Raw genomic sequence first — 23,198 nt, forward strand, 5'->3', positions numbered from 1 at the left:
AATAGTTTCAGGGTTTCCCCGCAAGCCATCGTCCTTGATCACTGAGGCGTAAATAGTAAGCACTCTCAAGTAGTGCGGCGCCGATCACAGACTTTTTTGCACCGGGGAGCTTCATCCATGGCACACCGATACGCCGCACGGCCTTTGCTGGCACTGGCCATTTCCTTGGCCTGCGGCACTGCACCGCTGTACTTGCAGGCCGCTGAGACCACTCAAGCACAGACCTACCGTTTTGATATTCCAGGGCAGAGCCTGGACGGTGCGCTGGCAGCGTTTTCGGCGGTGACACGGGTGCAGGTGTTGGTGAGTGGTGAATTGACCGAGGGGGTGGTGTCGCCGGGGGTGAGTGGCAACCTGGGCCAGCGTGAAGCCTTGGGGCAACTGCTCGGCGGCACTGGGCTGAGCGCGGCGTTTATCAACGCCGATACCGTCACCCTGGAAAAACGCGTGGACACCGGTGGCGCCCTCGAAGTCGGTGCCACCACCATCAGCGCTGAACGCTTGGGTGCGACCACCGAAGGCACCGGCTCCTACACCACCGGTGTCGTGACCATCGGCAAAGGCGAGCAAAAGCTAAAGGACATCCCGCAATCGGTCAGCGTCATGACCCGCAAGCAGATGGACGACCAGAACACCACCAAACTCTCCGAAGTGGTCAAGCGCACCCCCGGCCTGACGGCGACCAAGTCCCCAGGCCCCGGCATGTTTATCTTCTCCCGTGGTTTTGAGGTCGGCACCCTGCAATACGACGGCGTCGGCATTCCGCGCAACACCTACGCGCTGGGCAGCTACCTCACCGAAAACATGGCGATCTATGACCGCGTGGAAACCCTGCGTGGCCCGGCCGCCTTGCTGCAGGGCGCGAACAGCCCCGGCGGCACGATGAACCTGGTGCGCAAGCGCGGGCAACAGGCGCCGACCGTCACCGTCACTGCCAAGGCCGGTTCCTGGGACCACTACGGCACACAAGTGGACGCGGGTGGCCCGCTCAATACCGAAGGCACCTTGCGCGGCCGTTTTGTGGCGGACTACGACACGACCGATTCTTTTGTCGATTACGCCGGCGGTTGGAACCAGACGGTTTATGCAGCGGTGGACTACGACTTCACGCCAGACACCACCGTCGGCGTGGGCATCAGCAACCAGAAGGGGCACTCGCGGCCCAACTTCATGTCGCTGCCCCGGTACGCCAACGGCAGCGATATCGGCCTGTCGCGCTCGACCTTTGTCGGCGCCAGTTGGAACCGCAACGTCAATAACCAGACCCAGGTGTTTGCCGATATCGAGCATCGCTTCAACGATGACTGGAAAGTGAAGGCCGCTCTGGTGGCCATGGATGAACACAACGACGCGACCTACCAGGCCACGTGGGACACCATCCCCAATCCCGGTGACACCGGCACCGTGCGTTACGTGGACTGGGTCACTGACTTCAACACCAAGAGTCGCGGTGTGGACGTGTATGTCGACGGCAAGTTCGAAGGCCTGGGGTTGCGGCAGGAGATGGTGGTGGGCGCCAACTATTCCAAACTCACCACGGATGATTTCTGGGCGCGCGCGGCGACGCCGGGGGCAGATATCTTCAACATCGACCACAACCGTCCGCAGCGCGACAGGAACCAGTTGTTCCAGGCTGGGAATGCGACGAAGAGCTGGTATGACATTCGCCAGAAGGGGATTTATGGCACCTGGCGCGTCCAAGTACTGGACCCGCTGACGTTGATCCTCGGTGCGCGTACCAGTTGGTATGACTATTCCTATCAGGACGAGAGCGGTGCCAGGGGGGTGTACGGAGAGCCGACCAGCAGCACCACGCAAAGCAATGGTCACGTCACGCCCTACGCCGGCCTGGTTTATGCGCTCAACGAGCAATGGTCGGCCTATGCCAGCTATACCGACGCCTTTGAGCCCCAAACCAACCTGACCACCTCATTGACCGTGCTCAAGCCCATTGAGGGCCAGAACTACGAGCTGGGCCTGAAGGGCGAACTGGCGGATGGCCGCCTCAATACGTCGTTCGCTGTCTTTCGCTATGACCAGGAAAACCGTGCGGCTCAAGATCTGCAAGGCGGCAAGGTTTGTGGCGGCTGGTACTGCTCGCTCGCGTCCGGCAAGGTTCGCAGCCAGGGCTTCGAGGCCACCTTGAGCGGTGAGGTGCTGCCGGGCCTGCAACTGGTTTCCAGCTACACCTACAACACCACCAAATTCATCAAGGACGACACTTACGAGGGCAAGATCTTCAGCACCTGGACGCCCAAGCACCTGCTCAAGGTCTGGGGTGACTACCAGTTGCCGGGGGACTGGAGCAACGTCAGCGTCGGCGCCGGTGTGACCGCGCAAAGCAGCACCGTCGCCTATGACCGCACATTCAGCGTGCCCGGCAATGCCTTGTGGGATTCGCGGGTGGCCTACAAGATCAATCAGGAATTCACCGTCGCGGCGAACCTGAACAATATTTTCGACAAGAAGTACTACATCCCTGCGTATAACGCGAACTGGGGCAGTAACTACTATGGCGACCCGCGCAATGTGATGTTCACCATGACCTACACGCCGCAGTTCTGATTACGATCGGCAAAAAAATGCCCCGCACTTGGCGGGGCATTTTTATGGGCGCAGCTTACAGACCGTCAAGCATCGCCTTGTTACGCACAGCACCCTTGTCGGCACTGGTGGCCAGCAGGGCGTAAGCCTTCAACGCGGTAGTCACTTTGCGTGGACGCTTCTCCACTGGCTTCCAACCCTTCTTGTCTTGCTCAACCCGGCGCGCGGCCAGCTCTTCATCGCTGATCAACAGGTTGATCGAACGGTTCGGAATGTCGATCAGCACCTTGTCACCATCCTGCACCAGGCCAATCGCGCCGCCGGCAGCGGCTTCTGGCGAAGCGTGGCCGATGGACAGGCCCGACGTACCACCGGAGAAACGGCCGTCGGTCAGCAGAGCGCAGGCTTTGCCCAGGCCCTTGGATTTCAGGTAGGACGTCGGGTACAGCATCTCCTGCATGCCCGGGCCGCCTTTCGGGCCTTCGTAGCGGATGATCACGATGTCGCCTTCCTTCACTTCGTCGGCGAGGATGCCGCGAACCGAGCTGTCCTGGCTTTCGTAGATCTTGGCGCGGCCTTCGAAGACGTGGATGGACTCATCCACACCGGCGGTTTTCACCACGCAGCCGTCGAGGGCGATGTTGCCGTAGAGAACGGCCAAGCCGCCTTCTTGGGAGTAGGCGTGCTCGACACTGCGGATGCAGCCGTTTTCACGGTCGTCGTCCAGGGTGTCCCAACGGGTCGACTGGCTGAACGCAGTTTGCGTAGGGATACCCGCTGGGCCTGCCTTGAAGAAGGTGTGCACGGCTTCGTCGTCAGTCTGGGTGATGTCCCACTTGGCGATGCCTTCGGCAATGGACTTGCTGTGCACGGTCGGCAGATCGGTGTGCAGCAGGCCACCACGGGCCAGCGAACCGAGGATCGAGAAGATCCCGCCGGCGCGGTGCACGTCTTCCATGTGGTACTTCTGGATATTCGGCGCGACTTTGCACAGTTGCGGCACGTGACGGGACAGGCGGTCGATGTCGCGCAGGTCGAAATCGATCTCGGCTTCCTGGGCCGCAGCCAGCAAGTGCAGGATGGTGTTGGTGGAACCGCCCATGGCGATGTCCAGGGTCATGGCGTTCTCGAACGCCTTGAAGTTGGCGATGTTGCGCGGCAACACCGACTCATCGTTGTCGTGGTAGTAGCGTTTGCACAGTTCGACGATGGTGCGGCCGGCCTGCAGGAACAGTTGTTCACGGTCGCTGTGGGTCGCCAGCGTGGAACCGTTGCCCGGCAAGGCCAGGCCCAGGGCTTCCACCAGGCAGTTCATCGAGTTGGCGGTGAACATGCCGGAGCACGAACCGCAGGTTGGGCAAGCGCTGCGCTCGTATTCCGCGACCTTCTCGTCAGAAGCGCTGGAATCGGCTGCGATGACCATGGCGTCGACCAGGTCGAGGCCGTGGGAGGCGAGCTTGGTTTTGCCGGCTTCCATCGGGCCGCCGGAAACGAAGATCACCGGGATGTTCAGGCGCAGGGAGGCCATCAGCATGCCGGGGGTGATCTTGTCGCAGTTGGAGATGCAGACGATGGCGTCGGCGCAGTGGGCGTTGACCATGTATTCCACGGAGTCGGCGATGATCTCGCGGCTCGGCAGGGAATACAGCATGCCGTCATGGCCCATGGCGATGCCGTCATCTACGGCGATGGTGTTGAATTCTTTGGCGACACCGCCGACGCGTTCGATCTCGCGGGCGACCAGTTGGCCGAGGTCCTTGAGGTGGACGTGGCCCGGTACGAATTGGGTGAACGAGTTGGCAATCGCGATGATCGGCTTCTTGAAGTCGTCATCTTTCATCCCCGTGGCACGCCACAGTGCGCGCGCGCCGGCCATGTTGCGGCCGTGGGTGGATGTTTTCGAGCGGTAATCAGGCATTGGAGCACTCCGGGCGGCTAATCGGTATCAATGGGGAGTGAGCTTCTATTGACGTCTGGAACACTCAGAAATGGCCGTGTGTCCGGAAGTTGCCACTCGCATCGCGGGATCGCCGCTTGCTTGGGCCTCGAGCTCATAAACCCGCCGGGGGATGACTGGCGATGAATAGCGTCGATTCTACACCGCTGGCGGCTGGAGGGAATGGCCGAAACCGTGAAGATAACGGCTACGGGACGTGCGGGTGGCGCCGCGCCCATGCGTTCAAGACCAGGGCGGCGATGCTCAGGATCAGAAAGCACAGACCCAGCGCCGTGCTCAGGTGGTAGGTAAAGGTGCTGATGAACGCACTGATGAGACCTCCCGCAATAAATAACTCGGCTGCCACGGCAGAGGCTGCCGTACCTGCATTGTCTGGGAACAGGCCCATGGCTTCAGAGTTGGAGATAGGTCGGGTGATGGTGGTGCCCGCTGTGCAGAGCAACATGGGGATCAGCACGGTCAGGGTTGATAAGCCGAACTGGTAGGTCAGAAAAAGCATGACCACGCCAGAGATCGCGATCAGCACCAGCCCGATGGCCATCTGGGTAGCTGCAGCAAGCCGTTTGTGCAGGATGCCTGCACAGATACCACCCAGTACGTAAGCGCCGCCGTAGAGGAGCAAGGTTAAGGAGTACTCGTGGGGCGACAGCTTGAGTTGGTCCATGAAAATGAGTGGAGAAACCACGATGAATGAGAAATGGCAGGCGAAGGTAATCGCCGAAATCGTGGCATAGCTGGTGAAATGGCGGTTGGCGAAGACCTTGGTGTAGGCCTTGAGAATACTCTGTTGGCGTGGTGCCGCTCGAGCCAGTCCGCCATGCAGTAACCGCTGAGCCATGATCAAGGTTGCTGCACTGAGGGCTATAAACACGTAGAAGCTGGCTTGCCATCCCCAGTGCAGTTGCAACCACGCGCCCAGTAACGGAGAAATTGATATGAAGATGCCCCCGGCCGTGGCCATTGCTATGCGCAAACGCACTTGTTCCCTGCCGGAAAAAAGGTCCTGCACCAGCGCTTGAGACAGTATGAAACCTCCGCAGCCGATGGCTTGAATGACGCGGAAGAACAGGAATTGGGGCGTGTTGCTGGCAGCCAGGCACCCGGCCGCGCCAATGATTGCAACGACCATGCTTGCCAGTAGCAGCTTCTTGCGGCCGATCCTGTCGGACAGCGGGCCGATCAGCAGCATGGAGCAGGAAAAGCCAATGGCGAACAGGCTGACTGAGCGGGCGATCTGGGTGGTCGAGGTGGAGAAGTGTTCCGCCAGGGCGGGAAAGGACGGCAGCACGACGTCAAGCGGGAAGACGCCCAGCAGCGTCATGGTCATCAGCCAGAAAACAATGAAGGGTTTTTCAGCGTGCGTGATTGCCGACGACATGGACGAGCCTCGATTCCTTGAGGGAGTGGAGAATCGAGCCTTCGCGGAGGAAAGTCAAAGCATGGCGTGCGATGAAACTTCCTGAAAACCTGTAGGAACCCGGAGGCTCCTACAGGCCAACGGCATCAGCTGTTCGGCAGCAACCGGCACGTAATGCTCTTGATGTAACGCGTCTCGGCAATTGCCGGATGCACCGGGTGGTCCGGGCCCTGGCCGCCACGCTCCAGCATCTGGATATTGCGATCCAAATGACGGGCGCTGGTCAGCAGGATGTTTTGCAGGTCATCTTCCGGCAGGTGCATGGAGCACGACGCGCTGACCAGGATGCCGTCCTTGCTGAGCAGGCGCATGGCTTGCTCATTCAAGCGGCGGTAGGCGCCTTCGCCGTTCTTCATGTCTTTTTTGCGTTTGATGAAGGCCGGTGGGTCGGCGACGATCACGTCGAAGCGTTCTTCGCTGGCTTTCAGTTCTTTCAAGGCTTCAAACACGTCGCCTTCGATGCAGGTCATCTTCTCGGCAAAGCCGTTCAGCGCGGCATTGCGCTCCACGCCGTCGAGGGCGAAGGCGGAGGCGTCGACGCAGAACACTTCACTGGCGCCGAAGGCCGCAGCTTGCACGCCCCAGCCGCCGATGTAGCTGTACAGGTCGAGCACGCGCTTGCCTTTGGCATACGGGGCCAGGCGTGCGCGGTTCATGCGGTGGTCGTAGAACCAGCCGGTCTTCTGGCCCTGGATCACCGGGGCTTCGAATTTCACGCCGTTTTCTTCCAGCGCAACCCACTCCGGCACCAGGCCGAACACGGTCTCGACGTAGCGGTTGAGGCCTTCGGCGTCGCGCGCGGCGGAGTCGTTCTTGAACAGGATGCCGCTTGGCTTGAGCACTTGGGTCAGCGCGGCGATCACGTCTTCTTTATGCGCTTCCATGGTCGCCGAGGCGATCTGCACCACCAGGATGTCGCCGAAACGGTCGACCACCAGGCCTGGCAACAGGTCGGAATCGCCGTAGACCAGGCGGTAGAACGGCTTGTCGAACAGGCGATCACGCAGGGACAGGGCGACGTTCAGGCGGTGCACCAGCAGCGACTTGTCCAGTGGCAACTTGATGTCGCGCGACAGCAGGCGGGCGCAGATCAGGTTGTTCGGACTCATGGCCACGATGCCCAGGGTCTTGCCGCCGGCCGCTTCCAGGATAGCCTGGTCGCCTGCCTGGAAGCCGTGAAGTGGGGTGGCGGCCACGTCGATTTCGTTGCTGTAGACCCACAGGTGGCCGTTGCGCAAACGACGATCGGCGTTGGCTTTGAGACGCAGGCTTGGCAGGGACATGACGTCGCTCCGGAAAAAAGAGCGGGAGTATACCTGTTGCGGCGCGGTTCATGTGGGAGTGGGCTTGCCCGCGATGCAGGCGGCGCGGTGTATCTGACGTACGGCGGTGATGCAATCGGGGGGCAAGCCCCCTCCCACATTTAGTCCGATTTCAATCGGGCATTTGGGTGTCGGTCAGGTTTGCTTAGAGGTTAGAATCCCCGCCTAGCCCAGAGTGTGTACTTATGTCCCAAGAGCTTTCCGCCGAACAGATCCAACAGGCCCTGCAAGGCATCAGCGTGCCGCCCCAACCGCAAATCATGGTGGATTTGCAGATGGAGCAATACATGCCTGACCCGGACCTGGAAGTGATCGCACGGTTGATCGCCCAAGACCCGGGCCTGTCCGGTGCATTGCTGAAGATCGTCAACTCGTCGTATTTCGGCCTGAGCAACAAGATCGCCTCGATCCAGCGCGCCGTGAACCTGCTGGGCAGCCGTTCGATCATCAACCTGATCAACGCGCTGTCGATCAAGGGCGAAATGAGCGACGACACCATCGTCACCCTCAACCGCTTCTGGGACACCGCGCAGGATGTGGCGATGACCTGCCTCACCCTGGCCAAGCGTACCGGCGCCCAGGCGGTGGACGAGGCTTATGCCCTGGGCCTGTTCCACGATTGCGGCGTGCCGCTGATGCTCAAGCGTTTCCCCAATTACATGTCGGTACTGGAGCAGGCCTACGCCAATGCCGGCCCCGACTGCCGCGTGGTCGACACCGAGAACAACGCGTTCAACACCAACCATGCCGTGGTTGGTTACTACACCGCCAAGTCCTGGCGCCTGCCGGAACATGTGACTGACGCCATCGCCAACCACCACAACGCCCTGGCGGTGTTCAGCGATGAGTCTTCGCGCAATTCTCAGCTAAAAAATCTGCTGGCGATCCTGAAGATGGCCGAGCACATCTGCTCGTCCTATCGTGTGCTGGGCAACCAGGCGGTGGACCATGAGTGGAATGCCATCGGCCATCTAGTGCTGGACTACGTGGGCCTGTCGGACTACGACTTCGAAAGCATGAAGTTGTCGATCCGCGAACTGGGCGCCCACTGACCCTTTCTTCAAGAGGTACACATGCCCGAGTTACCCGAAGTCGAAACCACCCGACGCGGCATCGCGCCACACCTGGAAGGCCAGCGGGTCAGCCGCGTGGTGGTGCGTGAACGGCGCCTGCGCTGGCCGATCCCGGAAGACCTCGATGTGCGCCTGTCCGGGCAGCGCATCGTGCTGGTGGAGCGGCGGGCCAAATACCTGCTGATCAATGCCGAAGTGGGCACCTTGATCAGCCACTTGGGTATGTCGGGCAACCTGCGTCTGGTGGAAGTCGGCATGCCAGCGGCCAAGCATGAGCATGTGGATATCGAGTTGGAGTCGGGCCTGGCCCTGCGTTACACCGACCCCCGACGTTTCGGCGCGATGCTCTGGAGCCAGGACCCGCACAACCATGAACTGCTGATCCGCCTGGGACCCGAGCCGCTGACGGATCTGTTTGACGGCGAGCGCTTGTTCCAGCTGTCCCGTGGTCGTTCGATGGCGGTGAAACCGTTCATCATGGATAACGCGGTGGTGGTGGGTGTGGGCAATATCTACGCGACGGAAGCGCTGTTCGCGGCGGGCATTGATCCGCGTCGCGAGGCGGGCGGCATTTCGCGAGCGCGTTACTTGAAGCTGGCGATTGAGATCAAACGCGTGCTGGCCGCTGCCATCGAGCGCGGCGGTACCACGTTGCGGGACTTTATCGGTGGCGACGGGCAACCGGGGTATTTCCAACAGGAATTGTTCGTCTATGGCCGTGGTGGCGAGGCATGCAAGGTCTGCGGGAGCGAGTTGCGCAATGTGGTGCTGGGGCAGCGCGCGAGTGTGTTTTGCCCCAAGTGCCAGAGCTGATGCTGCGTGAGGCCTTCAGGCTTTACCGGTAATCAACCGGTACTTGGCCATCAACTGCTCTTCCGTCTCCGGATGGGCTTCATCCAGCGGGATGCAATCCACCGGGCACACTTGCTGGCACTGAGGCTCGTCGTAGTGGCCGACACACTGGGTGCACAGGTTGGGGTCGATCACGTAGATCTCTTCGCCCTGGGAAATTGCGGCGTTCGGGCACTCGGGTTCGCAGACGTCGCAGTTGATGCAATCGTCGGTGATGATCAGGGACATGGAAACTCCTGCCAGGGCTGTCAGCCAAGGCATCTGAAAACTAATGCGCGCAATTGTGCCGCATTGGCGCCCGCAGTGCGAGCAGGCGCCGATTGAACGGTGTTACTTCTTGAAGCGCAGCGTCAACGCATCCGCCACAGCCGGATGCACGAACTTGGTGATATCCCCGCCCAAAGCGGCGATTTCACGGACCAACGTCGAGGAAATGAACGAATAACGTTCCGACGGGGTGAGGAACAGGCTCTCCACGTCCGGCGCCAGTTGGCGGTTCATATTGGCCAGCTGGAATTCGTATTCGAAGTCCGACACCGCACGCAGGCCGCGCAGGAACACATTGGCGTTCTGTTCTTTGGCGAAATGCGCCAGCAGCGTCGAAAAGCCCACCACTTCGACGTTGGGCAGGTGCTTGGTGACCTCACGCGCCAGTTCCACGCGCTGTTCCAGGGGAAACAGCGGATTTTTCTTGGGGCTGGCTGCGACCGCGATGATCACATGGTCGAACAAGCGTGAGGCACGTTCGACCAGATCGCCATGGCCTTTGGTAATCGGGTCGAAGGTTCCTGGGTACAACACTCGGTTCATCGCGTCGTCCTGGCGGAGTCCGTTGGGGAACCGGATGGTATCGCAGCCATCCCGGTCGGCCAAGTCGACTTATGTAGATACATACCGCTAATCGCGCGTTTTTTCATGCCGTTTTCAGACGTTCGGCCAAAGCTGTCGCCAGTTGGGCAGTTAAACCGTACACCGATAATTGTGGGTTGGCCCCAATGCTGGTGGGGAATAAAGACCCGTCGTGGATCGACAGGTTGCGCAATTGGTGGTGGCGACCGAGGCTGTCGGCCACTGCATTTTTCGGGTCCTCACCCATGGCACAACCGCCCATCACATGGGCGCTGCCCAGACAAGTGCGGTGCAATTCCAGGTTGAGCTCCTCGATCATCGTTCGGGCTTCGCCCAGTGTTTTCACGTAGCGCGCATCGTGATGCAGCGGCTTGACCGACTTGGCGCCCGCGGCGAACTGGATCTCGGCCATGCTGTGGAACGCACGGCGCAATCCATCCCAGGCGTAATCCGATACCTGGTAGTCGAGCACCGGCGTGCCATCACCGCGCAGCTCCACGCTGCCGCCCGGGCTGTCGGGGTGGAAACCATCGCGCAGCAGCGCCAGCATCGCGTGGGTATTGGGCAATTGGCTCATGTCCAAGGCGTTCTGAGTGCCATAACCGCCGAGCAACGTGCTGGCCAACGCAGGATGTAGAGGCGGTGCCTCCAGCTTGTAGGACATTTTGCCGGTGGTGCCGTCCTGCCACTGGAAATGGTCGGAATAGATCGATTGCGGCGCACCGTAGAACGGGTTGATGACCTCATCGAACAACCCGGCGGAGAAATTCACCAGGTGCAGGAAGGTGCGTTTGCCCAACCGTTTGTGCGGGTCGGGCGCATTCGAACGCATCAGCAGCGCCGGGCTGTTGATGCCGCCGCCGGAGAGCACATAGTGCTTGGCCTTCACTGTGATTTTGCGGCCAGTCGGCGCCACGCACAGGTTATCCATGGCCACGCATTCCAGGCTGCTGATCGTGTCGCCGCTGTAGAGCAGACGTTCGGCGCGGGCCAGGTAGAGCAGTTCGCCGCCTTTTTCCAGGGTGGACGGGATTGTGGTCACCAGCATCGATTGCTTGGCATTGACCGGGCAACCCATGCCGCAATACCCCAGGTTGAAGCAACCACGCACGTTGCGTGGGATCACGTGCCAGCTGTAGCCGAGCTTCTCGCAGCCTTTGCGGATCACATCGTTGTTGGGGTTGGGCGGCAGGGCCCAGGGCGCGATGCCCAAGCGCTGCTCCATCTTTTCGAACCACGGTGCCATTTCGGCGCTGCTGTGGCCCTTCACCGCGTATTCGCTGGCCCAGTGGCTGAGGGTGGCGTCCGGCGTACGGAAGCTCGACGTCCAGTTGATCAGCGTCGTGCCGCCCACTGCACGGCCCTGCAGGATGGTGATCGCGCCATCCTTGCTCATGCGGCCGATGCCCTCCTGATACAGGCTGGTGTAGGCCTCGTCTTCCAACAGCTTGAAGTCGCTGCTGGTCTTGAGCGGGCCTTCTTCGATTAGCAGTACTTTGTAGCCGGCGGCGCTGAGGATTTCGGCGGTGGTGCCGCCACCGGCACCGCTGCCGATGATCGCCACATCGGCTTCCAGAGTCAGGTCGTTGTCGAGGGCGGCGCCATTGTGGGTTTTCCAGCCACGGGCCATGCCGTCGCGGAAGGGATCGGGTACGGGCATCAGGGTCGTCTCTAGTTTTTATTGTGGGGGGAGGCGATTCAAATTTTCGGCGGCCCGGGGTAGCCGCAATGGGCCCAGGACGCCGGCTGGAAATACCAGGCCATGATCACCAGCTTGAGTAGCGAGCCCTGGCCCATGCGCAGCAGGTTGAGGTAGCTGTTTTCCCAGCGGTGCAGAAAGTTGCGGATTTGCTCGCCGCTGGCGTTTTCCCAACTGCCCCAGATCCCGGTCAGCGGGCCACGGGTGATGGCCATGCCCAGCACGTCGAACAGTTGCTGGGTGAGCTTGAACATCTCCGGCGACAGGCGTTGCAGGCTGAAGTCGAGTTTCTTGAGGGTGTCTTCAACGCCGCTGGCAACTGCCTGGGCACTGGCCACACCTTCCAGCAGCACCGGGATCACGGCGCGCAGGAACGGTAGATCACTGCTACGCAACATCACGAAACCGCTGGCCGGCGTGCTGCTGGAGCAACCGCTGAGACTGGCACCCAGCCCGGCGGTAGCCAGGAAGGCGCTGGCACACAGGCCGATTTTCAGGACGCCGCGCCGCGACAGCGCGGGTGTTTCAGTCAGGCTAGGGTTCATTGTTATTGTTATCCCGTGGGTGGCGGTTTCAGCGGACGAACAGTTTCTGGATCAACTTCTGGATCGATTTGCCGTAAGGCGGATAGATCAACTTCGCCGCGTTCAGGCGCTGTTTCACCAGCACGCCTTTGGCTTTGCTGAAGGTGAGGAAGCCTTCGTGGCCGTGGTAATGGCCCATGCCCGACGGGCCGATACCGCCGAACGGCATGTCGTCCTGGGCCACATGCAGCAAGGTGTCGTTCAGGCAGACGCCGCCGGAATGGGTTTCGTGGAGCACACGATCCTGCTCGCCCTTGTTGTAGCCGAAGTAATACAGGGCCAGTGGGCGAGGGCGTTGGTTGATGTAGGCAAAGGCTTGGTCGATGCCGCGATAGGGCACGATCGGCAGCACCGGGCCGAAGATTTCGTCCTGCATCACGGTCATGTCGTCGCTGACATTCAGCAACAGGCTATGGGCCATGCGCCGCGCTTGGCCTTGGTCGTATAGCGGAATCAGGGTGGCGCCTTTGTCGGTAGCGTCCTTGACGTAGGCGTTGAGCCGGGCCAGTTGTCGTTCGTTGATGATGGCCGTGTAGTCCGGGTTGTCGACCAGGGTCGGATAAAACCCGCGAACGGCCTGGGTGTAGGCTTCGACAAAACCTTCGACGCGATCCTCCGGCACCAGCACGTAGTCGGGTGCCACGCAGGTTTGCCCAGCGTTCAGCGCTTTTCCGAAGGCGATGCGCTCGGCGGCGTCCTTGAGCGGCACATCGGCGGACACGATGGCGGGCGACTTGCCACCCAATTCCAGGGTGACCGGCGTGAGGTGTTCGGCCGCCGCACGCATCACGTGCTTGCCAATGCTGGTGGCGCCGGTAAACAGCAGGTGATCGAAGGGCAGCTTGGAGAACGCCATGCCCACTTCGGCCTCACCCAGCACCACGCACACCAGGTCCTCGGGGAAGATCTTCGCCAGCAGCGTCTTGAGCAGCTCGCCGGTGGCGGGTGTCGATTCGCTGAGCTTGAGCATCACCCGGTTACCCGCCGCCAATGCGCCGACCAACGGGCCGATAGCCAGGTACAACGGATAGTTCCAGGGCACGATCACGCCGACCACACCCAGGGGTTGATAGATGACTTTGGCTGACGCGGGCTGGAAGGCAATGCCTACGGCGCGACGGGAAGGTTTCATCCAACCCTTGAGGTGTTTGCTGGCGTAGTGAATGCCGTGCAGGCTGGGCATCAGTTCAGCGAACAGGGTTTCGTCCGCACTGCGGTGGCTGAAGTCCTGGCTGATCGCGTTGATCAGCGCCTGACGCTCGTCGCTGAGCAGGTCACGCAGGGCCTTGAGCCATTGCTGGCGTTGTGCGGCCGGCGGCATCGGGTTGGCGGCGTAGGCTCGGCGCTGGGTGTCGAACAGGCTCTGGAGCTGGTCCAGCGCCTGGGAATCTTGCAGGTAGGCAACGTTGGCAGACATGGCGGCGTTCCCGATTGTTATAGGTCTGCCTGGATTTTTAGAGTCATTGCTCTAAATTGTCAAATATCATTACGCAGTTGCGGATTTATCCTCGCAAGATTAGGCCGTAAGATGCCCCATCACGTGTACAGAAGCTGATCCCCTATGGCACCCCGAGTAAAGACCAGCGAGCGCATTGTGCAAACCAGCCTGGAGCTTTTTAACCAGCAGGGCGAGCGCAGCGTGAGCACCAACCACATCGCCGCCCATATGGAAATTTCGCCGGGCAACCTGTACTACCACTTCCCCAACAAGCAGGCGATCATCGCCGTGCTGTTTCGCGAATATGAAGCGCTGGTGGACAGTTTCCTGCGCCCGCCCCAAGGTCGCGCCGTTACTGTCGAAGACAAGCGTTTCTACCTGCAGGCCGTGTTGGCCGGCATGTGGCGCTACCGTTTCCTGCACCGCGACCTTGAACACCTGCTGGAAAGCGACCCGGAACTGGCCACCGGCTATCGGCGCTTCTCCCAGCGTTGCCTGACCCAGGGCGGGGCTATTTACCAAGGGTTCGTCGACGCCGGCATCCTCAATATGGACCCGGTGCAAACCGAAGCCCTGACCCTCAATGCCTGGATCATCCTCACCTCCTGGGTGCGTTTCCTGTGCACCACCAATGAAAACTCTGCCCACTTGAGCGCCGAGGCGATCAAGCGCGGGGTGTATCAGGTGCTGGTGCTGGAGGCTGGGTTTGTCACGCCCCAGGCCAAAGAGGCGGTAGATGCCTTGTTCAAAGAGTTTTACGTGCCGTTGAATCAAGCATTGGAAGAAGTGAAGTAGGACCTTTCCCGAATCTGTTCACTAGGAGTCCGTCATGCCGCTTGCCCAACTGATCAGCCCCCAGCAACTGGCCGAGCGCCAGAAGGCCGGCGGGGTGGTGATCCTGGATTGCCGTTTTGCCTTGGAAGACCCGGACTACGGGCGTTGCAGCTATGCCGAAGGGCATATCGAAGGCGCGCAATACGCCGACCTGGAGCGACACCTCAGTGGCCCGGTGACCAAGGGGGTCACTGGACGTCACCCATTGCCGGCGGCGGACACCTTGGTTCAGCAATTGCGGGCCTGGGGCATCAGCGCAGATACCGATATTGTGCTGTATGACGACGGCCCCGGCGCCTATGCCGCCCGCGCCTGGTGGCTGCTGGCCTGGCTGGGCAAGCGCGATGGCGTGTTTATCCTGGATGGCGGCCTCAAGGCCTGGCACTCCGCCGGTTTCCCGCTGAGCCTGGACGCGCCGCTGGTTGAGCCTGGGAGCTTCGCCGGTACGCCGGACAACCGCCTGCTGCTGGACGCCGAACACCTGCAAAAACGCTTGGGCCAGCCGGGTCTGACCCTGATCGACGCCCGCGCTCAACCACGTTTTCGCGGCGAAGTGGAGCCGATCGACCCGATCGCCGGGCACATCCCTGGCGCGCAATGTGCGGCCTTCAACGAAAACCTGGGCGCCGATGGCCGCTTCCTTCCGCCTGAACAGCTCAAGCAGCGTTTCGCCGCCCAACTGCAAGGCCGCTCGCCGGATGAACTGGTGGCGTATTGCGGTTCCGGCGTGACGGCCTGCCACAATCTGTTCGCCCTGAGCCTGGCGGGTTATCCGTTGGGCAAGTTGTATGCGGGGTCGTGGAGCGAGTGGATTACTGATCCGGCACGGGCAATCGCTACCGGCGACTGAGCAACCAGGCGGGAATGCGGCGCTCCAGGTAATAACCGGGGCGCTTGAGGGTTCCATCGACAAAACCGACATGCCCACCCTTGGCCAGCAGCTCAAACTCCGTGCATGCCGACAATTCGCTCGCCTCAGGCAGGCTGTGGGCGAACACAAACGGGTCATCGGCAGCCTGGATGATCAGGGTGGGCGTGCGGATATCGCCCAGGTAATAACGGCTCGATGCGCGGCGGTAATAGTCCTCGGCACTCAGAAACCCGTGGAGCGGCGCAGTCACCCGGCCATCGAAATCCCAGAACGTACGCATCTTCTCCAGTGAGCCCAAGGCTTCCAGGGTTTTGAGCCCGTCTGCCCGGCCATCCTGCAGAAAACGGCTCTGCTTGACGCGGATATACGCCAGCATCTCACGCATGAAATGCCTCTGATAAACCCGCGAGAAGCCCAGGCCGATGCGGTCCGCACATTGGTCCAGGCGAAACGGCACCGACACCGCCGCCGCGCCTTGCAGTCCCGATGCCGCGCCGGTTTCACCCAGATGCTTGAGCAGCACATTGCCGCCCAGCGAATAACCCACTGCATACAGCGGCGCCAACGGGCGCTTGGCGTGCAGATGGGCGATCGTTGCCGCGAGGTCTTCGCTGGCGCCCGAGTGATAGCTGCGCGCCAACAAGTTCGGTTCACCCGAGCAGCCACGCCAGTTCAACGCAGCGCTGGCCCAGCCTTGCACAGCCAGGGCTTTTTGCAGGCCGGCCACGTAGGGCGAGTTGGATGAACCGGTCAGTCCGTGCAGCACCAGCACCAACGGCGCTTGCGCGTCATGGGGGCCGTGCCAGTCGAGGTCGAGGAAGTCGCCGTCGTCCAGCCACAGGCGTTCGCGTTGGCGTTCGATGTGGGTGGTGGGACGCCACAACGGCCCCCACAGTGTTTGCAGGTGGGGGTTGCCGAGGCCGAAGGCGGGGGTGAACAAGTCGACGGAAGGCTTCATGAAACTCTCGGTGGCGAACGCACTTAATTGTGGTGAGCGGCGCTCTCGACCAGCCGATGCCACAACGCGTAATACACCCGCCCAGACTTCTGTTCCCGGTGCAGGCGCCAGCCTGCCGGCAGGCCCAGGGTCGAAGGCGCGGTCTCGCTCTCAGTGTAGATCCACGCATCCGGCGCCAGCCATTGGCGCTCTTCCAGCAGCGTGCACACGGTCGGCAGCAGGTTCTGGTTGAACGGCGGGTCGAGGAACACCACGTCGAACTGGCTGGCCGGCTGGGTTTCCAGGTAGCGCAGGGCGTCGGCGGTCTGGACCTGGCCGGTGGTGCAACGCAGGGTGCCAAGGTGTTCCTTGAGGCTGGAAACGGCCACGTTGCTGGCGTCCAGCGCCTGGCCCAGGGCGGCGCCACGGGACAGCGCCTCCAGGAACAACGCGCCACTGCCGGCAAACGGATCCAGCACCTTGGCACCGGCGATGTAGGGCGCGAGCCAGTTGAACAGGGTTTCACGTACGCGGTCCGGCGTCGGGCGCAGGCCTACGACGTCGGGGAAACTCAGCTTGCGGCTGCGCCATTCGCCGCCAATGATGCGCAGCTGGCCCACACCGTTATGCACGTTGTGGACAGGTTTTTTCGGGCGAGATGAACTGGCCATTAATGCTCCGGAACCCCGAGCGGCTGCTCGGCGGGTTTATCAGTGGGGGGCGGTAGTGGCTTTTGCGCAATCGTCGGGCCGGCGGTCACGATGACCATCTTGTCGGCGCTCAAGTGTTTGTTCATGGCAGCCTTGACCTGCTCTACGGTCAGGGCCTGGGATTGTTTCATGAAATCTTCCAGATAGGTCAGCGGCAGGTTGTAGAAACCCATTGCACCCAACTGCCCGACGATATCGGCGTTGCTCGCGGTGGACAGCGGGAAGCTGCCGGCCAGCTCACGCTTGGCGTCATCCAGTTCCTTTTGCGTCGGGCCGTTGTCGAGGTAGTCCTTCACCACGTCTTCCACCAGGCGCAGGGTGCCGCCGCTCATTTCGGCGCGGGTCTGCAGCTGGATCATGAATGGGCCGCGTACCTGCATCGGTGAAAAGCCGGAGTACACACCGTAGGTGAGGCCGCGTTTTTCACGCACTTCGCTCATCAGGCGGGTGCCAAAACCACCGCCGCCGAGGATCTGGTTGCCCAGGGACAGGGCTGCATAGTCCGGGTCGGCACGGTCGATGCCCAGTTGGGCGAACAACAGGTGCGTCTGCTTGGACGGGAATTCGATGCGGTTCAAGCCAGGCTTGGGTTCAGTCGGTTGGGCGATTTTCGGCAAGGCCGGGCCTTTAGGCAGCGAGGCGGAAATCTTGCCCGTCATGGCTTCGGCCTCGGCGCGGGTCAGGTCGCCCACCACTGCGATCACCGCGTTGCCGGCCGCATAGCCTTTGGCGTGGAATGCCTGCAACTGCGCCAGGGTAATCTTCGGAACGCTTTCTGGCGTGCCTTCGCTCGGGTGTGCGTAAGGGTGATCGCCGTACAAGCGCTTGAACAGCTCCAGACTCGCCAGCTTGCCGGGGTTCTGCTTCTGGTACTCAAAGCCGGCGAGGATCTGGTTCTTGATCCGCGCCAGGGAATCGGCGGGGAAGGTCGGCTGGCCGATCACCTGGTCAAACAGGCTCAGGGCGGCGTCACGTTTATCGCTGTCACTGAGGCTGCGCAGGGACACCAGCGCCATGTCGCGGTACGCGCCATTGCCAAAATCTGCGCCCAGGCCCTCGAAGTCACGGGCGATCTGGCTTACATCCTTGCCCGGCACGCCTTCGTTGAGCATGGCGTTGGTCATCAGCGCCAGGCCCGGCACGTTGCCGTCCTGGCTGCTGCCGGCGGCGAACAGGATGCGCACGTCGAACATCGGCAGTTCATGGGCTTCGACGAACAGCACCTTGGCGCCTTCGGCAGTGTTCCAGGTTTGTACGTCGAGCTTGCGGTTGGTCGGTGCCTTGTCGTCCAGCTCTGCCAGGGATTGTAGCTTGTTGCTCGACTGGGCTTTTTCCAGTGCCGGGCTGGCGACGGAGTCACTCGGGCGCAGGAAATACACGGCGGTGGCGGCGATCAGGGTGACGACGATCAGGCCGGGGAAGATCAGGCGGCTGCTTTTGCGATCACTCATGAGCGGTCTCCAGAGGCAAGACATGGGCGACGCTGAGACGTTCGCGGGTGAAATAGGTGCGCGCGGCTTTCTGGATATCTTCCGGGGTCACGCTTTGCAGGTCGGCCAGTTCCGTGTCCATCAGTTTCCAGGACAGGCCCACGGTCTCCAGGGAGCCAATGGCTGTGGCCTGGCTGGTAATGGAGTCACGCTGGTAGACCAGGCCGGCAATCACCTGGGCGCGGATGCGTTCCAGTTCTTCGGCGGTCGGCGGCTTGGCCTTCAGCTCTTCCAGCAGGCGCCACAGGCCGGCTTCGGCTTGGGCGACGGTCTTTTTCTTCTGCTGGTTGGGGGTGGCGGTTAGCATGAACAGGGTGTCGCCACGGGTGTAGCCGTCGTAGTTGGTGGAGGCAGCGGAAACCAGCTCTTCACCGCGTTCCAACTGCTCGGAGATCCGTGCACTGTAGCCGCCGTCCAGCAAAGCCGAGATCAGGCGCAGGGCCTGTACCGAGCGCTTGTCTTCGGCGGTGGCCAGGCTTGGCACGTTGAAGCCCAGGATCACGCTCGGCAGTTGGGTCTGCACTTTCATGGTCAGCAGGCGCTCGCCGGGCTCGGCCAATTCCATCGGGATCTTGGCCGGTGGCACGTCACGCTTGGGAATCGGGCCAAAGTAGCGCTGGGCCAGGTTTTTCACTTCGTCCGGGGTGACGTCGCCGACCACCACCAACGTGGCATTGTTCGGCACGTACCAGGATTGGTACCAGTGGCGCAGCTCTTCGACCTTCATGCGGTCCAGGTCGGCCATCCAGCCGATGGTCGGCGTGTGGTAGCCGCTGGCCGGAAAGGCCATGGCCTTGAAGCGTTCGTAGGCCTTGGACATCGGGTTATCGTCGGTGCGCAGACGGCGCTCCTCTTTGATGACCTCGATTTCGCGACTGAACTCGTCGGCCGGCAGGCGCAGGCTGGCCATGCGATCGGCTTCCAGCTCGAAGGCCACGCCCAGGCGATCACGGGCCAGTACTTGGTAGTAGGCGGTGTAGTCGTCGCTGGTGAACGCGTTCTCTTCGGCGCCCAGGTCGCGCAGGATCAGCGAGGCTTCGCCGGGGCCGACCTTGGCGCTGCCCTTGAACATCATGTGCTCCAGGGCGTGGGACAAACCGGTCTGGCCCGGGGTTTCGTAGCTCGAACCGACCTTGTACCAGACCTGGGAAACCACCACGGGCGCACGATGATCTTCGCGCACGACGACCTTGAGGCCGTTGTCCAGGGTGAATTCGTGGGTGGGTTGTGGGTCGGCAGCCAAGGCTGAAAGAGGCAGACAAACTGTGCTGAACAGCAGGCCTGCGGCGCGGCGGGCTAGAGCATTCATTCGTTTTTAAACCTGTTGGGCTGCCCGCTTGGTCTTAGCGTCGGCGGGCGAGGAGGTGCTAGGATACTGATCCGACTGAGTGACGGCCACTGCGGCTGTCTTGTTGAGGCCCTATTTTGGCCTTCAAAATGTTGCGCATGAACGAGCTGGCTAAAAAACAGTCTGTTACGCATCGAATTTTATTTACCGACGCGCCTACTGGCGCGTCGCTACCTTGAGATAGCCGTCTCCATGTTTGGTTCCAACGACGACAAGAAGACCCCAGCTGCGGCTGGCGAGAAAAAAGGCCTGTTCGGATGGCTGCGCAAAAAGCCGCAGGAAACCGTCGACGAACAGCCGCCGGTTCAGCCTGAACCTATCCCTGAGCCAATAGTAGAAGCCGAGCCGGTTGCCGAAACCCCGGAGCCGGTGGTGTTGACGATGGCCGAGCCGGTGTTGCAGCCGGTGGTCGAAGCTGAGCCAGAGCCAGAGCCAGAGCCAGAGCCAGAGCCAGAACCAGAACCAGAACACAAGGCATGGCCCGAACTGCCGGTGGCCGAAGAGCCCGTGGCACTGGTTGAAGATGTGCAGGCTGAGCACGTGACTCCGCCCATTCCGGCTGTGGTCGAGGTCGCTGCACCTGCGGTTATCGAGCCAGAACCCGTAGTGGCTGCCGTCGAAACCAACAAGACCGGCTTCTTTGCCCGCCTCAAGCAAGGCCTGAGCAAGACCAGCGCCAGCATTGGCGAAGGCATGGCCAGCCTGTTCCTCGGCAAAAAAGTCATCGATGACGAACTGCTGGAAGACATCGAAACCCGCCTGCTCACCGCCGACGTTGGCGTCGAAGCCACCGCCGTGATCATCCAGAGCCTCACCCAGAAGGTCGCGCGCAAGCAACTGACTGATGCCGACGCGCTGTACAAATCCCTGCAGGCCGAACTGGCGGCGATGTTAAAGCCGGTGGAAGCACCGCTGGTGATCACCCCGAACAAGCCGTTCGTGATCCTGGTAGTGGGCGTCAACGGCGCCGGCAAGACCACCACCATCGGCAAGCTGGCCAAGAAGCTGCAGTCCGAAGGCAAGAAAGTCATGCTGGCCGCTGGTGACACCTTCCGCGCCGCAGCGGTTGAGCAACTGCAAGTCTGGGGCGAGCGCAACAAGATCCCGGTGATCGCCCAGCACACCGGCGCGGATTCCGCCTCGGTGATCTTCGACGCCGTGCAAGCCGCCAAGGCCCGCAACATCGACGTGTTGATCGCCGATACCGCCGGTCGCCTGCACACCAAAGACAACCTGATGGAAGAGCTGAAGAAAGTCCGTCGCGTGATCGGCAAGCTGGATGCAGACGCGCCGCACGAGGTTCTGTTGGTGCTTGACGCGGGCACGGGCCAGAACGCCATCAGCCAGGCCAAACAATTCAACCAGACGGTGCAACTGACTGGCCTGGCATTGACTAAGCTCGACGGCACGGCCAAGGGCGGCGTGATCTTCGCCCTGGCCAAACAGTTCGGGTTGCCGATTCGTTATATCGGCGTCGGTGAAGGCATCGACGACCTGCGCACCTTTGAAGCCGAACCCTTTGTACAGGCACTGTTTGCCGAGCGGGAGCGTTCATGATTCGATTCGAGCAGGTCGGTAAACGCTATGCCAACGGGCATGTGGGCTTGCATGAGCTGAGCTTTCGGGTGCGTCGCGGCGAGTTTCTGTTTGTAACCGGCCACTCCGGCGCCGGCAAAAGTACCCTGTTGCGCCTGCTGCTGGCCATGGAGCGCCCGACCACCGGCAAACTGCTGCTGGCGGGCCAGGACCTGGCCACCATCAGCAATGCACAGATTCCGTTCCTGCGCCGCCAGATCGGTGTGGTGTTCCAGAACCACCAGTTGCTGTTCGACCGCACTGTATTCAATAACGTGGCGCTGCCGCTGCAGATACTCGGGTTGTCCAAGGCCGAGATCGTCAAACGCGTGGATTCGGCCCTGGAGCGCGTGGCGCTGTCGGACAAGACCGACCTCTACCCTGGCGACCTGTCCACCGGCCAGCAACAGCGCGTGGGCATCGCCCGCGCCATCGTGCACCGCCCGGCCCTGCTGCTGGCGGACGAACCCACCGGTAACCTCGACCCGCGCCTGGCGGCCGAGATCATGGGGGTGTTCGAAGACATCAACCGCTTGGGTACCAGCGTACTGATCGCCAGTCACGACCTGGCGCTGATCGCGCGTATGCGCCATCGCATGCTCACCCTGCAACGCGGCCGCTTGATCGGTGACGGGGAGGCCGGCGTATGAGTGCGACACGCAGCCCTAAAGTCTCCGAGCGCGTGGCGCCGAAACCGGCCGATCCGCAACCGCCGAAGAAAAAACACGATCACGACGATGACGGTCCGGACTTCAGCACCCTGCTGCGCGCCTGGATCGAAAGCCATCGCGCCAGCCTGGTCGACAGCCTGCGCCGGCTGGGCAAGCAGCCGATTGGCAGCTTTTTCACCTGCCTGGTGATGGCGGTGGCCCTGAGCCTGCCGATGGGTTTGTCGTTGCTGCTGAATAATGTGGAGCGCCTCGGCGGTTCCTGGCAGCGCGCGGCGCAGATCTCGTTGTACCTGAACATCGACGCCAGCGCCAAAGACGGCGAAGCGTTGCGCGACGACATCAAGAATATCCCAGGTGTGGCGGATGCCGAGTACATCAGCCGCGACCAGGCCCTTGAAGAGTTCCAGCAACAATCCGGCCTGGGCGAGGCGCTTAAAGAGCTGCCGCAGAACCCGCTGCCGGGCGTGGTACTGGTGACGCCGAATGAAGTCGACAAGCCGGCGCTGGAAGCCCTGCGACAAAAACTCGCAGAGATGCCCAAGGTGCAGCAGGCGCAACTTGATCTAGTCTGGGTAGAGCGCCTGGCGGCGATCCTCAAGCTGGGCGACCGCTTTGTGTTCGGCCTGACGGTGCTGTTGGTGTCTGCATTACTTTTGGTGATAGGTAATACCATTCGTCTTCATATTGAAAACCGTCGCACCGAGATAGAAGTGATTAAACTGGTCGGCGGCACGGACAGCTATGTGCGTCGTCCTTTTCTGTACATGGGCGCGCTTTATGGCTTTGGTGCCGGGATTTTGTCCTGGGGCGTCCTGGCTTTTGGCTTGGACTGGCTGAACGACGCGGTTATCGGGCTGGCTGGCTTGTACGGCAGTGATTTCGCGCTGGCCGGTGTGCCGGTAGCCGATGGTCTGAGTCTCTTGCTTGGCGCGGTATTGTTGGGGTATATCGGTGCTTGGATTGCGGTCGCTCGTCATTTACGCGAGTTGGCACCGAAGTAGTTAATGTCAGATTAATGTGGTTTCGT

At 61.4% G+C, this 23,198-nt stretch carries 20 protein-coding genes; 8 read left to right on the forward strand and 12 right to left on the reverse strand.

Annotated elements, in window-relative coordinates:
• Positions 1 to 117: 117 nt before the first annotated feature.
• Positions 118 to 2,565, forward strand: a complete 2,448-nt coding sequence (locus tag EJ576_RS02325; RefSeq protein WP_126569500.1) for a TonB-dependent siderophore receptor — start codon at positions 118 to 120, stop codon at positions 2,563 to 2,565.
• Between the two features lie 55 nt (positions 2,566 to 2,620).
• Here the strand turns inward: EJ576_RS02325 and ilvD are convergent, their stop codons facing one another.
• From ilvD to EJ576_RS02340, 3 genes are all read right to left on the reverse strand, one after another.
• On the reverse strand, positions 2,621 to 4,462 hold the full coding sequence (gene ilvD / locus EJ576_RS02330) for a dihydroxy-acid dehydratase (protein WP_126569501.1): 1,842 nt from the start codon (positions 4,460 to 4,462) through the stop codon (positions 2,621 to 2,623).
• A gap of 226 nt (positions 4,463 to 4,688) precedes the next feature.
• Positions 4,689 to 5,879 carry an MFS transporter gene (locus tag EJ576_RS02335; protein WP_126569502.1) on the reverse strand — a complete coding sequence of 397 codons (1,191 nt, stop codon included), beginning with the start codon at positions 5,877 to 5,879 and terminating at the stop codon, positions 4,689 to 4,691.
• Positions 5,880 to 6,004: 125 nt separating this feature from the next.
• A complete protein-coding gene (locus EJ576_RS02340) occupies positions 6,005 to 7,201 on the reverse strand; it encodes a class I SAM-dependent rRNA methyltransferase (RefSeq protein WP_003195152.1) in 1,197 nt (398 codons plus the stop codon).
• Between the two features lie 278 nt (positions 7,202 to 7,479).
• On the opposite strand from EJ576_RS02340, the gene EJ576_RS02345 reads away from it, so the two are divergent.
• Together EJ576_RS02345 and mutM are read left to right on the forward strand one after the other, a co-directional pair.
• A complete protein-coding gene (locus tag EJ576_RS02345; protein ID WP_177002757.1) occupies positions 7,480 to 8,292 on the forward strand; it encodes an HDOD domain-containing protein in 813 nt (270 codons plus the stop codon).
• A gap of 21 nt (positions 8,293 to 8,313) precedes the next feature.
• Positions 8,314 to 9,126, forward strand: coding sequence for a bifunctional DNA-formamidopyrimidine glycosylase/DNA-(apurinic or apyrimidinic site) lyase (gene mutM, locus EJ576_RS02350; RefSeq protein ID WP_016976014.1), 813 nt, complete (start codon positions 8,314 to 8,316; stop codon positions 9,124 to 9,126).
• Positions 9,127 to 9,141: 15 nt separating this feature from the next.
• On the opposite strand, the gene EJ576_RS02355 is transcribed toward mutM, so the two are convergent.
• The 5 genes from EJ576_RS02355 to EJ576_RS02375 form a co-directional block, all read right to left on the reverse strand.
• Positions 9,142 to 9,393 carry a YfhL family 4Fe-4S dicluster ferredoxin gene (locus tag EJ576_RS02355; protein ID WP_017139475.1) on the reverse strand — a complete coding sequence of 84 codons (252 nt, stop codon included), beginning with the start codon at positions 9,391 to 9,393 and terminating at the stop codon, positions 9,142 to 9,144.
• A gap of 102 nt (positions 9,394 to 9,495) precedes the next feature.
• On the reverse strand, positions 9,496 to 9,975 hold the full coding sequence (gene coaD, locus EJ576_RS02360; RefSeq protein WP_003176711.1) for a pantetheine-phosphate adenylyltransferase: 480 nt from the start codon (positions 9,973 to 9,975) through the stop codon (positions 9,496 to 9,498).
• 103 nt (positions 9,976 to 10,078) lie between these two features.
• Positions 10,079 to 11,674, reverse strand: coding sequence for a GMC family oxidoreductase (locus EJ576_RS02365; protein WP_126569503.1), 1,596 nt, complete (start codon positions 11,672 to 11,674; stop codon positions 10,079 to 10,081).
• 38 nt (positions 11,675 to 11,712) lie between these two features.
• Positions 11,713 to 12,258, reverse strand: coding sequence for a twin-arginine translocation pathway signal protein (locus EJ576_RS02370; protein ID WP_123474919.1), 546 nt, complete (start codon positions 12,256 to 12,258; stop codon positions 11,713 to 11,715).
• Positions 12,259 to 12,286: 28 nt separating this feature from the next.
• On the reverse strand, positions 12,287 to 13,714 hold the full coding sequence (locus EJ576_RS02375; RefSeq protein WP_122729679.1) for a coniferyl aldehyde dehydrogenase: 1,428 nt from the start codon (positions 13,712 to 13,714) through the stop codon (positions 12,287 to 12,289).
• 144 nt (positions 13,715 to 13,858) lie between these two features.
• Here EJ576_RS02375 and EJ576_RS02380 point away from each other — a divergent pair, with 144 nt between their 5' ends.
• Together EJ576_RS02380 and EJ576_RS02385 are read left to right on the forward strand one after the other, a co-directional pair.
• Positions 13,859 to 14,530 carry a TetR/AcrR family transcriptional regulator gene (locus EJ576_RS02380; protein ID WP_016976019.1) on the forward strand — a complete coding sequence of 224 codons (672 nt, stop codon included), beginning with the start codon at positions 13,859 to 13,861 and terminating at the stop codon, positions 14,528 to 14,530.
• 34 nt (positions 14,531 to 14,564) lie between these two features.
• Positions 14,565 to 15,419, forward strand: coding sequence for a sulfurtransferase (locus EJ576_RS02385; RefSeq protein WP_123474923.1), 855 nt, complete (start codon positions 14,565 to 14,567; stop codon positions 15,417 to 15,419).
• Here EJ576_RS02385 and EJ576_RS02390 read toward each other — a convergent pair.
• From EJ576_RS02390 to EJ576_RS02405, 4 genes are read right to left on the reverse strand one after another with little or no spacing between them, the layout of a single operon-like run.
• A complete protein-coding gene (locus tag EJ576_RS02390) occupies positions 15,406 to 16,398 on the reverse strand; it encodes a hydrolase (protein ID WP_126569504.1) in 993 nt (330 codons plus the stop codon). The genes EJ576_RS02385 and EJ576_RS02390 overlap by 14 nt on opposite strands.
• Positions 16,399 to 16,421: 23 nt before the next feature.
• Complete coding sequence (gene rsmD, locus EJ576_RS02395; protein WP_122729672.1) at positions 16,422 to 17,048, reverse strand: 16S rRNA (guanine(966)-N(2))-methyltransferase RsmD; 627 nt, start codon at positions 17,046 to 17,048, stop codon at positions 16,422 to 16,424.
• Positions 17,048 to 18,538 carry a pitrilysin family protein gene (locus EJ576_RS02400; protein WP_126569505.1) on the reverse strand — a complete coding sequence of 497 codons (1,491 nt, stop codon included), beginning with the start codon at positions 18,536 to 18,538 and terminating at the stop codon, positions 17,048 to 17,050. The genes rsmD and EJ576_RS02400 overlap by 1 nt, the downstream gene beginning before the upstream one ends.
• Positions 18,531 to 19,886, reverse strand: a complete 1,356-nt coding sequence (locus tag EJ576_RS02405; protein ID WP_126569506.1) for a pitrilysin family protein — start codon at positions 19,884 to 19,886, stop codon at positions 18,531 to 18,533. The genes EJ576_RS02400 and EJ576_RS02405 overlap by 8 nt, the downstream gene beginning before the upstream one ends.
• A 231-nt stretch (positions 19,887 to 20,117) precedes the next feature.
• Between EJ576_RS02405 and ftsY the strand changes: the two genes are divergently transcribed.
• Genes ftsY through ftsX form a run of 3 tightly spaced genes read left to right on the forward strand, consistent with a single transcriptional unit; the run spans position 20,118 to position 23,172 of the window.
• Entirely contained in the window at positions 20,118 to 21,482 is a 1,365-nt protein-coding gene (gene ftsY / locus EJ576_RS02410; protein WP_126569507.1) for a signal recognition particle-docking protein FtsY, read from the forward strand.
• Complete coding sequence (ftsE, locus tag EJ576_RS02415) at positions 21,479 to 22,150, forward strand: cell division ATP-binding protein FtsE (protein ID WP_003234627.1); 672 nt, start codon at positions 21,479 to 21,481, stop codon at positions 22,148 to 22,150. The genes ftsY and ftsE overlap by 4 nt, the downstream gene beginning before the upstream one ends.
• Positions 22,147 to 23,172: a permease-like cell division protein FtsX gene (gene ftsX / locus EJ576_RS02420; protein ID WP_123474928.1), complete on the forward strand. Its 1,026-nt coding sequence runs from the start codon at positions 22,147 to 22,149 to the stop codon at positions 23,170 to 23,172. The genes ftsE and ftsX overlap by 4 nt, the downstream gene beginning before the upstream one ends.
• Positions 23,173 to 23,198: the final 26 nt, after the last annotated feature.

The sequence above is a fragment of the Pseudomonas sp. C 49-2 genome, from assembly GCF_003970195.1.
Taxonomy (GTDB): domain Bacteria; phylum Pseudomonadota; class Gammaproteobacteria; order Pseudomonadales; family Pseudomonadaceae; genus Aquipseudomonas; species Aquipseudomonas canadensis.

Excerpts from the sequence above, each read along its gene's own strand:
- EJ576_RS02325 (WP_126569500.1), top strand. The coding sequence starts at position 118 with ATGGCACACCGATACGCCGCACGGCCTTTGCTGGCACTGGCCATTTCC.
- ilvD (WP_126569501.1), bottom strand. The coding sequence starts at position 4,462 with ATGCCTGATTACCGCTCGAAAACATCCACCCACGGCCGCAACATGGCC.
- EJ576_RS02335 (WP_126569502.1), bottom strand. The coding sequence starts at position 5,879 with ATGTCGTCGGCAATCACGCACGCTGAAAAACCCTTCATTGTTTTCTGG.
- EJ576_RS02340 (WP_003195152.1), bottom strand. The coding sequence starts at position 7,201 with ATGTCCCTGCCAAGCCTGCGTCTCAAAGCCAACGCCGATCGTCGTTTG.
- mutM (WP_016976014.1), top strand. The coding sequence starts at position 8,314 with ATGCCCGAGTTACCCGAAGTCGAAACCACCCGACGCGGCATCGCGCCA.
- EJ576_RS02355 (WP_017139475.1), bottom strand. The coding sequence starts at position 9,393 with ATGTCCCTGATCATCACCGACGATTGCATCAACTGCGACGTCTGCGAA.
- coaD (WP_003176711.1), bottom strand. The coding sequence starts at position 9,975 with ATGAACCGAGTGTTGTACCCAGGAACCTTCGACCCGATTACCAAAGGC.
- EJ576_RS02365 (WP_126569503.1), bottom strand. The coding sequence starts at position 11,674 with ATGCCCGTACCCGATCCCTTCCGCGACGGCATGGCCCGTGGCTGGAAA.
- EJ576_RS02370 (WP_123474919.1), bottom strand. The coding sequence starts at position 12,258 with ATGAACCCTAGCCTGACTGAAACACCCGCGCTGTCGCGGCGCGGCGTC.
- EJ576_RS02375 (WP_122729679.1), bottom strand. The coding sequence starts at position 13,714 with ATGTCTGCCAACGTTGCCTACCTGCAAGATTCCCAGGCGCTGGACCAG.
- EJ576_RS02380 (WP_016976019.1), top strand. The coding sequence starts at position 13,859 with ATGGCACCCCGAGTAAAGACCAGCGAGCGCATTGTGCAAACCAGCCTG.
- EJ576_RS02385 (WP_123474923.1), top strand. The coding sequence starts at position 14,565 with ATGCCGCTTGCCCAACTGATCAGCCCCCAGCAACTGGCCGAGCGCCAG.
- EJ576_RS02390 (WP_126569504.1), bottom strand. The coding sequence starts at position 16,398 with ATGAAGCCTTCCGTCGACTTGTTCACCCCCGCCTTCGGCCTCGGCAAC.
- rsmD (WP_122729672.1), bottom strand. The coding sequence starts at position 17,048 with ATGGCCAGTTCATCTCGCCCGAAAAAACCTGTCCACAACGTGCATAAC.
- EJ576_RS02400 (WP_126569505.1), bottom strand. The coding sequence starts at position 18,538 with ATGAGTGATCGCAAAAGCAGCCGCCTGATCTTCCCCGGCCTGATCGTC.
- EJ576_RS02405 (WP_126569506.1), bottom strand. The coding sequence starts at position 19,886 with ATGAATGCTCTAGCCCGCCGCGCCGCAGGCCTGCTGTTCAGCACAGTT.
- ftsY (WP_126569507.1), top strand. The coding sequence starts at position 20,118 with ATGTTTGGTTCCAACGACGACAAGAAGACCCCAGCTGCGGCTGGCGAG.
- ftsE (WP_003234627.1), top strand. The coding sequence starts at position 21,479 with ATGATTCGATTCGAGCAGGTCGGTAAACGCTATGCCAACGGGCATGTG.
- ftsX (WP_123474928.1), top strand. The coding sequence starts at position 22,147 with ATGAGTGCGACACGCAGCCCTAAAGTCTCCGAGCGCGTGGCGCCGAAA.